This is a genomic window from Flavobacterium flevense, from assembly GCF_900142775.1.
In the GTDB taxonomy this organism is placed as follows: domain Bacteria; phylum Bacteroidota; class Bacteroidia; order Flavobacteriales; family Flavobacteriaceae; genus Flavobacterium; species Flavobacterium flevense.
In genome coordinates this window covers 196,302-208,397 of the sequence record NZ_FRCC01000008.1, presented here as the reverse complement: position 1 = coordinate 208,397, position 12,096 = coordinate 196,302, and the positions used below count along the sequence as shown (strand labels likewise).

6 protein-coding genes and 1 pseudogene are annotated in these 12,096 nt (G+C 34.1%); 3 read left to right on the top strand and 4 right to left on the bottom strand.

Annotation, left to right across the window (positions count from 1 at the left end; translation table 11 throughout):
• The 3 genes and pseudogenes from BUB89_RS14180 to BUB89_RS14170 all read right to left on the bottom strand — a co-directional run.
• A pseudogene (locus BUB89_RS14180) lies at positions 1–2,255 on the bottom strand (hypothetical protein); the annotation flags it as partial.
• A gap of 819 nt (positions 2,256–3,074) precedes the next feature.
• Complete coding sequence (locus tag BUB89_RS14175) at positions 3,075–4,298, bottom strand: 3-oxoacyl-[acyl-carrier-protein] synthase III C-terminal domain-containing protein (RefSeq protein ID WP_073246143.1); 1,224 nt, start codon at positions 4,296–4,298, stop codon at positions 3,075–3,077.
• Between the two features lie 942 nt (positions 4,299–5,240).
• Positions 5,241–7,874, bottom strand: a complete 2,634-nt coding sequence (locus tag BUB89_RS14170) for a valine--tRNA ligase (protein WP_073246141.1) — start codon at positions 7,872–7,874, stop codon at positions 5,241–5,243.
• A 236-nt stretch (positions 7,875–8,110) separates the two neighbouring features.
• On the opposite strand from BUB89_RS14170, the gene BUB89_RS14165 reads away from it, so the two are divergent.
• Positions 8,111–8,500: a DUF1573 domain-containing protein gene (locus BUB89_RS14165; protein ID WP_073246138.1), complete on the top strand. Its 390-nt coding sequence runs from the start codon at positions 8,111–8,113 to the stop codon at positions 8,498–8,500.
• Between the two features lie 41 nt (positions 8,501–8,541).
• Here the strand turns inward: BUB89_RS14165 and BUB89_RS14160 are convergent, their stop codons facing one another.
• Positions 8,542–9,858 (bottom strand): aspartyl protease family protein, encoded by a 1,317-nt coding sequence (locus tag BUB89_RS14160; protein WP_073246136.1) that lies wholly within the window; start codon positions 9,856–9,858, stop codon positions 8,542–8,544.
• Positions 9,859–9,983: 125 nt separating this feature from the next.
• Here BUB89_RS14160 and BUB89_RS14155 point away from each other — a divergent pair, with 125 nt between their 5' ends.
• Together BUB89_RS14155 and folE are read left to right on the top strand one after the other, a co-directional pair.
• A complete protein-coding gene (locus BUB89_RS14155) occupies positions 9,984–11,180 on the top strand; it encodes a pyridoxal phosphate-dependent aminotransferase (RefSeq protein ID WP_073246134.1) in 1,197 nt (398 codons plus the stop codon).
• A 211-nt stretch (positions 11,181–11,391) separates the two neighbouring features.
• Positions 11,392–12,063: a GTP cyclohydrolase I FolE gene (gene folE, locus BUB89_RS14150; protein WP_073246132.1), complete on the top strand. Its 672-nt coding sequence runs from the start codon at positions 11,392–11,394 to the stop codon at positions 12,061–12,063.
• Positions 12,064–12,096 lie beyond the last annotated feature (33 nt).

Sequence of the window (12,096 nt, the reverse complement as noted above, 5' to 3'; positions counted from 1 at the left end):
AAGGTACTTGTTGTTGCATCTAATGCCGGAGTATAAGTTCCTGTTGCTGCATTAAATGTTCCGCCTGTGCCTGTTAATCTAGTCCAAGTTCCTCCTGCATCTTCTCCTGTAATCAAACTAAATAAGTCAATAGGAGTTGTACTGCTTTCGCAAACGATAGTAGAACCATCTGTACCCGCATTTGGCTGGCTATTAATGGTCACTGTAGCCACACTCTCATCTCCAACACATGGTGCGGTTGCTGATAAACTATATCTAAAAGTACTTGTTGTTGCATCTAATGCCGGAGTATAAGTTCCTGTTGCTGCATTAAATGTTCCGCCTGTGCCTGTTAATCTAGTCCAAGTTCCTCCAGCATCTTCTCCTGTAATCAAACTAAATAAGTCAATAGGAGTTGTACTGCTTTCGCAAACGATAGTAGAACCATCTGTACCCGCATTTGGCAGGCTATTAATAGTCACTGTAGCGACACTATCATCTCCAACACATGGCGCGGTTGCTGACAAACTATATCTAAAGGTACTTGTTGTTGCATCTAATGCCGAAGTATAAGTTCCTGTTGCTGCATTAAATGTTCCGCCTGTGCCTGTTAATCTAGTCCAAGTTCCTCCTGCATCTTCTCCTGTAATCAAACTAAATAAGTCAATAGGAGTTGTACTGCTTTCACAAACGGTAGTAGAACCATCTGTACCCGCATTTGGCTGATCATTCACAATTACTGTAAACGAATTATATCCAAAACAACCCGGATTACCCAGTTTTTCACTACGAACATAAATTGTTGTTTCTCCTATTGGAGCTACATACATTGTTGGATTATTTATTTTATCTCCAATTTCGTAGTCATCATCTGTAAAATACTCAATTGCACCGCCAGTTGCACTAACAGAGTTTCCTGTAGTCAGATTAACCGGATTATCGGATTCGCAAAAAGTTTTAGGAGCAACTGTTATTACTGGCGGAGCACCTGTAAGTCCAAACAGATAAGGACCTGCAAAATCTTTCAATTCACTACCGAAAGCTCCTTCATTAGGTCCACCACCACTAGCACGGGTTTTAACCAATAAACTACCCAATAAATTAGAGCAAGGATCCTGAGAACCTCTGGCATCCAATCCGAATGCAGTCAAATTAATACCAATCTCAACAAACTGAAAGCGTGTGTACATATCTACAGCAGTTGGCGTAGTACCTTCCCAAGTTTTCCATGGAGGACCTAGCGTACGGGAATTTTCATAGGTAGCAAAATCATCATTAACTCTACCCCACATGTTTATCTCATTGACTTTAGGATTAATAGCTGCATAACCATAACCTTCTGAATCTGTACCTGTTTCAAAAGCTACATTTTTATCTACATTAAATGGTCTGCCTCCTTTTGTATTATCATACGCATTAAAAGTAGCCTGACTCATCCATACTCTAATTCTAATAGAAGGAACATTCCCCCCATTAATATAATCTACCGAAATTATAATGGTTCCCGGAATAGCAATAGAACCATCACCATTAAAAGTCCAGGCGGTACGTCCACCATCAGAACCTGTATTTACGATAGCATTACCAGCAAGCTCAGCTCCCGTTCTGAAAAATTCGAAATCGAGATGCTTGTTACCATTAGTAACCACTAACGAAGCTCCTGCATAGGCCCAAAGCGTTGAAAAAGGTCTTGGATCAAGCCCACCCGGATCAGAAAATGGAATTCGAATTCCTTCTCCTCTTATATGTGCATAAACATCAATAATATCATCTTTTTGCGGCACACTACCTGCTGTCCCGATGGACCAAGTATTCGGATTATCTGAATTTTTATCGCCACTACCAGCAAAATAAGATGTTTCAGCATTACCTCCTTTTACATAAGTATCTCTACCATACACCGCATCCAGCCACAAATAACTTCCTGTCCATGGGTATGCACTTGGCGGAACTATTGGATAAGGAAATGGATCCGAAGCTGCAAATATGGATTGTCTAAGCTCAAAAGAGCTATTAGTCATCGGATTAGGTATAGGATCCGAAGCTGGATTTAACCCCAACTGGTCAATAACCCCCTTGCCATTTCCGCTCCATAAACTAGTATTTACAAACCAATCATCAGTCCCTGATGCATCAGGAAAACCCACAGGTGGAACCTCAACATTAGGAAATTGTAATCGATTAGCATATACATCTCCATCAATACCAAAATTCCCTTTAACAGCAGATGAACCTACGTCCTGTCCAAATGAATTGGCTGTAAAAAACAAAGACATAAACAAGAGCATGTTATAATAAAGAAGCCTCTTAACTATAACATTCTCCCAATATATCTTTAATAACGCTGTCTTACAGCAAGTGAGTAAAGTGAGAAAATACATTTCTGCACTTTGCATCGTATAAAAAATATTTTTTTTCATGATAATAGTATTTTTTTGTCATAAATTATTTTAAATAGGTATTAATTGAGACTTGGGGGTAACTATCATAAAAAACATCTTCAAAACGTTGTTTTGAAGTCTACCGTCATCTACGGTAAATAGAATTAGAAGTAAAAAATAATTCGTAATATCTGCAAACATTAAAATAATTTGAGACATTATTAATCACTTTACAAAAGTAGGCAACCACTAAATTTTCCAGATTTGGGAAGAAAATTATCAAAACATCTAAAGAAGAAACACTTCTTTCAATTAAGAATATTCAATGAAATATTCATTTGTATAACTAAACGCCATAAAAACAAATTTGAAGTTTTATAAAACTAAGTCTATTAAAAAGTAAGGTTTTAAATTGTTATCAAACTTGGGGGTGATAACTTGCAGAAAATTAACCGTCATAAACACTTATGAAGTATGCCATCAGTAAAAAGACAAGCTATTGTGGGGAGCAATACGGATTCTTTTTTAATTAATTGAATGTGTAAAAAAAATTAATCCAGAGAGATTTTAGAAATTAATTGAATCAAAATAAAAAAACCGAGCGTTCCTTTAAAAAGAGAACTAATCATAATAAAATCAATTTAAAACATTGAAGTTTACCGTCCTAATAGATTCTGTTATTTACAAAACAAATCTATTGCTATAATTTATAAATCATATTTTTTCTAATAATAACGAAGTAGCCGTAAGACCGGGACCAAACGCCATTGCTATAACCTTAGTACCTGCTTTGATACTAGAATCATCTATAATATTTTTCAAAATATAAGGTATGGTTGCCGATGACATATTGCCATGATTTCGCAACACCTCATAGGACCAACGAGCCTGATCATCAGCAATACCAATCTCACTTACTACATAATCAATAATTTTAGGTCCGCCGGGATGTATGGCAAAATACATTTGTGATTTTTGTTTTTCCAGATCAACATCCCCTTTTTCACAAAGAGTTGTCAAAAAAGATTTAATATTTTTTCGAATAAAAACAGGAACTCTTTTAGATAGCGTCATCAAAAAATTATACTCTCCTAAATCCCAGGACATATCCTCTAATGAGTCCGGAATAAGCAATTCGTGTGAAGCCAGAATACGTAAGCCTTTTTTTTCTAAAACAGCATCATCATTCATAAAGGATTGCTCTTCATATAAAGAATAGCCTATAAAGCCATCTGCAAAAAGAGAACAAATCATAGTATTTGCAGGTGAAAATTCGGTTAAATTTAAATGTGCCGACAATAATTCGGTATGTACAACATCTACCCTGCCGTTATTCAAACTCGCAGCTATAAGACTACTAGCGGTACGAATAGCAGGAAAAGCACCATAACACCCCATGTGATAGGAGTGTGTAACCTGAACGCTGCTCCAGTTTCTTTCAATTACAGCCTCCTGAGCAACACTGGGAGAAGAATAACCGGAACAAGTAACATGAATTAAATTTTCCGGTTTACTATTATTTTTTGAATAAAATTGATCAAAAACAAAACCCATTTTATTTTTAAACCACTCCATTCTCACTTCTATTTTAGGCCCGGAAGATTTTCCTTCCTTAACTTCAAATCCATCCGGAAAATGGTATTCCATAGGAGAAGTAACCTCCATTATTTTTTCAATAAAATCTTTTACTTCTTCAAAAATAATAATTTGTCTGCTGCTAATATTTTCAGAGGAAACAGAATATTTATCAACCTGATCTGAAATAAAGTCAAAACTTACTTTTTCATCCTTAACCTGATCAGAACTTTCTACAGTTCCTAAACCCGGGCTATTTTGAAAATGATAATATAAAAATTTCGTATACTGATTAAGTTTCTCCTGATCGAATAATTGACCCACTGTAACAGGATGAAAATTGGAAAGAATAATGCTTTTCATAACCTTAAATTTAATTCATTATTAAAGCTTAAAAATGAAACTTCTAATAAAAACAGTATTGTTCTTGTCTGCTCTTTCGGGTTTACTTTCTATAAACACAAAAAACCAACTGATTGAATTGTTAACTATAATCTAAAAATTACACGACATATTAATACAACCGCAACAAAAACAATATCATTTTCTAATACTATCAATGATGATTTTTGAGAATCACATCAATCCTATTCAAAATCGAATTGTGATAGTTATAAATGAATTAAGGTATTTTTATATCATATAATTTATTTGGGCATAAAATTGAAACGCTGAAAAACTTAAATGTAAAAAAGAAAATATTCGCATAGCAAGAAACTATGAGTCACCATCCTATATGAGAATAATACTTTATTCCTCAACCAAAAAATCTATTTTTAAAAAATAGTTTTCAATGATTAAACAATCGAAATGGTTAAATAAGAGTTTTCAGATTAGGGATAGAAAACCTGTCGAAAATAATCTTCATAAAATGTATGAAGCCATCAAATCAATTAAGGGTAATTTTAAAAGATAATTAAATATCCCTTTTATAACCAATATGTTAAAAATTACATTTATTCAAAAATAAAATAAAAACATAATTAGGTTAAACAACAAGTTTGGGGAACTTGTATACAAATCAAAAAAATACTTTTTTTCAAAAAAAGAAATTAAAAAAATATTTTATTTTATCTGAGAGACAGTACTTAAATAAATAAGACTTTCAAAGTTAAATGTAAATAAGGGAATGAAATGTTAAAAAAAACTTAAAACAGATTATCTGTAAATTTCATCGATAAAAAGATTTATTCCGTAAGAAAAAAGAATAACAAACAAAATTTAATCCGTAAAGTCTCAATAAAAAATTAAGCCAAAGTAAAACTAAATTTACTTTGGCTTTTCTATAAATGCTACAAAAAAAAATTATTTCAAGCTTAACAAACTTTGCTCTATAGTAGCAATTTTAGCTAAGGCATCCGCTTCTTTTTGTTTTTCATTAGCCAATACTTTTTCCGGAGCTCCGTTAACAAATTTTTCGTTTGATAATTTTGCCTGAACTGATTTCAGAAATCCTTTGATATAAACTAACTCAGCATTCAGTTTTTCAATTTCTTCTTCGATATTGATATTTCCGGAAATCGGGATAAAATATTCATTTGATTTTACACGGAAAGATAAGGCTCCGTCAACTTTTTCAGAAACATATTCGAAAGCTGAAATATTACCCAATTTTGTTACGATAGAATCAAAATAAGTAGAAACGTTTTCACTGTTAATTGCCTTCAATTCGATAGCATCTTTAAACGGAATATTTTTATCTTTTCTGATGGTTCTGATTCCTGAAATCACTTCAATTGTATTTTCAAAATCAGCAATTAAACTCACATTAAACGGTTTTAATTCAGGCCAGGTTGAAACAATTAAAGCTTCTTCCGGAGTTCTCTCAGCAATTAAATGCCAAATTTCCTCTGTTAAGAAAGGCATAAAAGGATGCAACAATTTCAAGTTACTTTCTAACATTTCTATCGCTTTCGCAAAAGTCACACTGTCAATTGGCTGCTGGTATGCCGGCTTGATCATCTCTAAAAACCAGGAGCAAAAATCATCCCAAACCAGTTTATAGATTGCCATTAATGAATCGGAGATTCTGTATTTTTCGAAATTATCTTCAATATCTGCTAAAGTTTGCTGCAACTTCGCTTCATACCATTCGATCGCTACTTTTGAGGATTCCGGTTGCGGAATAGTTGTTGAAACTTCCCAGCCTTTAATCAGTTTAAAAGCATTCCAAATCTTATTCGAAAATCCTTTCCCCTGATTACACAATTCCTCATCAAACATAATATCATTTCCGGCAGAAGCACTTAAAAGCAATCCTACACGAACACCATCGGCTCCAAATTTCTCAATCAAATCTAAAGGATCAGGAGAGTTTCCTAATGATTTAGACATTTTACGACGTTGTTTATCACGAACCAAACCTGTCAAATATACATTTGTAAACGGTTTTTCACCTGCATATTCATATCCTGCAATAATCATTCTGGCAACCCAGAAAAACAGAATATCCGGACCTGTAACCAAGTCATTTGTTGGATAATAATATTTGTAATCCGCACTTTCGGGATCCATGATTCCACCAAAAACAGACATTGGCCATAACCATGCCGAAAACCATGTATCTAAAGCATCAACATCTTGTTTAAGGTCAGAGGTAAGAAGTGAGAAGTTAGAAGTTTTGGCTTGAGCTAATTTTAAAGCATCTTCAATATTTTCAGCAACTACGAAATCTTCTTTTCCGTCTCCGTAATAAAAAGCCGGAATTCTGTGTCCCCACCATAATTGACGGGAAATATTCCAATCGCGGATATTGTTTAACCAATGTGCATAGGTATTATTAAAACGAGCAGGATGTAATTTAATATCACCCGTTTCTAAAACCGATTTAATTGCCGGTTTTACTAAATCTTCCATTTTTAAAAACCATTGATCCGATAATCTTGGTTCGATAACGGCTTTAGTTCTTTCAGATGTTCCTACTTTATTCAAATGAATTTCGGTCTTCGCCAAAGCGCCAATTTCTTCTAACTCTTTTTCAATTTCGGTACGAACCACAAAACGGTCTTTTCCCTGATAATGCAATCCAAAGCTGTTTAGCGTGGCATCTTCATTAAAAATATCAACGATTTCCAGATTGTGTTTCTCTCCTAAGGTTTTATCGTTCATATCGTGGGCTGGAGTTACTTTCAAACATCCTGTTCCGAATTCTACATCTACATATTCATCTTCGATAATCGGAATTACACGACCACAAATTGGCACAATAGCTTTCTTTCCTTTCAAATGAGCAAAACGCTCATCATTTGGATTAATACAAATGGCAGTATCTCCAAAAATAGTTTCCGGACGCGTGGTAGCCACTGTCAGGACTTCCTCGCTACCTTCTATTTTATATTTTAAGAAATATAATTTTCCTTGTTGTTCTTCATAAATAACTTCTTCGTCAGAAAGCGTTGTTTTAGCTTCCGGATCCCAGTTTACCATTCGGTAGCCACGATAAATCAACCCTTTGTTATATAAATCAACAAACGATTTAATTACAGAGGCTGACATATCCGGATCCATAGTAAATTTGGTACGTTCCCAGTCACAGGAAGCACCTAACTTTTTAAGCTGCTCTAAGATTGTTCCGCCATATTTATCCGTCCATTCCCAAGCGTGTTTTAAAAACTCTTCGCGCGTCAGGTCATTTTTATTAATCCCTTCGGCTTTTAGCTTAGCCACAACCTTAGCTTCAGTTGCAATAGAAGCATGATCCGTTCCCGGAACCCAGCAGGCATTAAATCCTTTTAAGCGGGCTCTTCTTATCAAAACATCCTGAATAGTATTGTTTAACATATGCCCCATGTGCAAAACTCCGGTGACATTGGGCGGCGGGATTACAATGGTATAAGGTGTCCTGTGGTCTGGTTCTGAGTGAAAATAGTTGTTTTTCATCCAGTAATCATACCATTTTTGCTCTATCGTTTTAGCGTCAAATTGTGCGGGAATTGTCATTTTTCTATGTTGATTCGTTTATTTGTCAATTTGTGGATGCGGCTAAACAGCTAAATGGCAAATAACTACCCTATTAGCAAATAAACACATCAACAAATAAACCATTTACTTTGGTCTGATTTTTGTATTTTATATCGGGAACAAAAGTAAATAATAAAGTACACTATAAAAAGAGAAATAAAAATTTGTGCACTAATTAAAACAAAGTATATTTACTTTTTAAATAACCCACAACCATGAAAAAAATAGCCACATTAACAGCAATCTTAGCTTTTAGCGCTATAGGATTTGCTCAAAAAGGAGCTAAAATAGAGTTTAAAGCCAAACACAATACCATTGATTACGGAACTATTACTAAAAAAAATGACAATGGCATCCGCTCATTCGAATACACTAACACAGGCGATGCCCCATTATTAATTTATTCTGTTCACTCTACAAGTAACTGTACAATCCTATCCAAACAAAACGAAACAGTACAACCCGGAAAATCAAGCAAAATTGATATTAAATACGATATGACTCCTGGACCAATCCGAAAAACAATTACCGTAGAATCGAATGCCATTAATTATGACGAAGGAAGAATTCCTTTAAAAATAAAAGGAGAAGTAGTTTCTCTTTAAGCTTTATCATAAATGCTTTCTATTTCAGGAAGCATTTTTTTTTATAAAATATTCAATAAACGAAATTTGAAATTCATTAATTTCCCTTCCCGCAAAATCCTTAATTCTACCCAAATTTCTTCTTCTGACCATAAAAGAGAATTTATTTCCTGCAATGAAAAATTATAAGCAGATTTTCCATCAATTGCTACTACAATATCTCCTTTTTTAAGACCACTTTCAAAAGCGCTCGATTTTTCTCTGACATAACCTATTTCATAAACAGGCTTTAACTCTAATCGGTATTTATGAGTCGATTTATTACTATCACCACTTATAGCAATTGAATTATCCAGACTAACAACCATTTGCTGTACTAATTGCAAACCGGTATGCCAAATTTCGATTCCGCTTTTGTTATAATAAAAAGGAGCTTTATAGGATTTATTTTTCTTCAGATACAAACTGCCGTTATTATAATCAAAAACAACTAAAAATCGTTTTAAAATAGCTCCGCCCAACGATCCCAATCTATTAAACTGCAAACTGATGTTTTGGATAGAACCGGGATCAGGAAAAGCGACAACTGGAAAATCAAACTGAAAATCGCCCATTGAAAATTTAGCAATACGGGCTCTTTTTCCCTCAACAGTACCGCTTAAACCTTGTCCTAAATAATCATAAAAATGGAGCTCAGGCACATATATTTCACTTGAAAGCTGATCAAAAAGCCAGATTGCATCACTATTACCGCTATCGATAAGAAGTTTAACCTTTACTTCAGTAGTATCTATCCACACAGAAGAATTTATATAAGGTTTATTCCTTTCTATAGAAATAGGAACTTTAGTGTACTTTTTTTGAATAGTATGATGGTATTTAGAATCCGGTTTGTAAAAGAAAACCAATTTCTTTCTATAATCAGTTGCAACCAAATGATTCTTAAACGCTGCCGAACCAATGATGCCATTAACCGTGACCCCAACATAACTGGATAAATTAAATAACGGATCTAAAACCAAATACAACAGATGATCCTTAGACTGCAACTTCCCTATTTCCAGTAAATTCCCCTTAGATTTAAGTCCTTCAATGGCATCATTACCGCCTAATCCTCTGATGTTTATTTTTTCAACATGGTTCAGATTAAGCTCTTTTGTGTCTTCAAAGCCAAACAAAATAGTTTCTTCAACACCGGAATCTAATAAAAACAGAAGTTCAACACCATTCACTTTAATCGGGATAAAAACTAAATTATTGATTATTTTTGCAGGAATTTTAACCTTACTGCTTTTTGTATTAACAAATTCAAAACCCTCTTGCGAAAAGGCTGAAATCGCAAAACCAAAGAGAAAAAAAAATAAGATTATTTTTTTCATCACAAGCTGTTTCTATAAAGTTAATAAAATTCTTGTTTATAAAACGATATAATTTCAAATTGTAAAACGATAGGTAGCATAGTTCAAAAAAAAAATCGCAAATTTGCATCAAATTTTTATATAAGATGCCTGAAATTTCAATAAGAGGCCGTAAAATGCCTGAATCGCCAATTCGAAAATTGGCTCCCTTTGCTGACATAGCTAATAAAAAAGGCCTGAAAGTATATCACTTAAATATAGGTCAACCTGATATAAAAAGTCCAGAAATAGCCATTCAAGCCATTAAAAACATCAACATGGAGATCATTGAATATGGTCCCTCGGCTGGTTATGAAAGTTACCGAAAAAAATTAGCCCAATTTTACACCAATCAAAATGTAAGAGTGGACTATACTGATATTATGATCACTACCGGTGGTTCAGAAGCTTTATTGTTTGCACTGGGCAGTATTATGGATCCGGGAGATGAGATAATCATTCCGGAACCTTTTTATGCAAATTATCACGCTTTTTCTGAAGAATCAAGTGCTACTGTAATTCCTGTAAATTCAAGTTTTGAAAGCGGATTTACACTGCCTTCTATTGAAGCTTTCGAAAAATTAATTACACCAAAAACAAAAGCCATATTAATTTGTAATCCCAGTAATCCAACGGGGAATTTATACTCAGAATCCGAAATTCAGCAACTAGGAGAACTGGTAAAAAAACACGATTTATTTTTGATAGCTGATGAAGTATATCGCGAATTTATCTATGACGAAAAGGACAAACATTATTCAGTAATGAACCTGATTGGTTTGGAACAAAATGTAATCATGATTGATTCGGTTTCCAAACGTTACAGCATGTGTGGTGCCCGAATTGGTTGTATGGTGACTAAAAACAAACAAGTTATCGCTACCGCAATGAAATTTGCGCAGGCACGTTTATGTCCGCCTACAATTGAACAAATTGCCTGTGAGGCAGCTATTGACACGCCGCAAAGTTATTTTGACGAAGTAATCGAAGAATACAAAGGACGAAGAGATACCTTAATTGCTGAATTAAACAAAATTGAAGGTGTAGTAGTTACGCCACCTAAAGCAGCTTTTTACTGTATTGCTGAACTTCCTGTAGACAATACCGAAACTTTTGCGCAATGGCTATTAGAAAGTTATAATTTAAACGGAGAAACGGTCATGGTAGCTCCTGCAGCCGGATTTTATTCTACTCCCGGAATGGGTTTAAATCAGGTGCGTATTGCTTATGTGCTTAACAAAGAAGATTTAACTAAAGCAGTTCATATTCTAAAAGACGCCATAGCTACTTATAACGCACTCTAGAACACTATTTTTTTAAACAAAAAACAACATTATAAAGACAATAACCTATTTCACGTTATTGTCTTTATTTTTTTTAACAAATGCAAGAAAACAAGATGAATCAGCAGCCATAAAAGAGCTGATTTTTATCAAAAGCTATAGAAATTCTTTAGTTTATATTAATTATCTTTACAGCCTTAAAAATATACACCCAATATAACAGTAGTATTTAATGATACAAAATGAAGAAATGCATGATCCAATAGGAGACAATCACATTGGTTCAAGTGCACAAAATCCAATGCGCGAAGACGCTTTTGCCATTTCGGATGATGAAAAAATTGAAAAAATAAAAAAAGACGTCGAAAACATTCTTTTAACTCTGGGAATGGACTTAACAGACGACAGCTTAAAAGGCACGCCTAATCGTGTAGCAAAAATGTTTGTAAAAGAGATTTTTGGAGGATTAAATCCAGCCAGAAAACCAAAAGCCTCTACTTTTGACAACAACTACAAATATGGTGAAATGCTGGTTGAAAAAAACATCATTGTTTACTCTACCTGCGAACACCACTTATTACCAATTATTGGAAGAGCTCACGTAGCTTATATTTCTAATGGTACCGTAATAGGCTTATCAAAAATGAATCGTATTGTAGAATATTATTCTAAAAGACCTCAGGTACAGGAACGTCTTACCATGCAGATTGTTCAGGAATTGCAACAAGCTTTAGGAACCGAAGATGTAGCCTGCGTAATTGACGCCAAACATCTTTGTGTAAACTCCAGAGGAATCAGCGATATTGAAAGCAGTACCGTAACATCCGAATTTGGAGGAAAATTCAAAGAAGCACAATGCAGAAGAGAATTTTTAGACTATATCAAACTAGAAACAAAATTCTAAAAACCGCTGCATTTTACAAAAATTATAAAATGT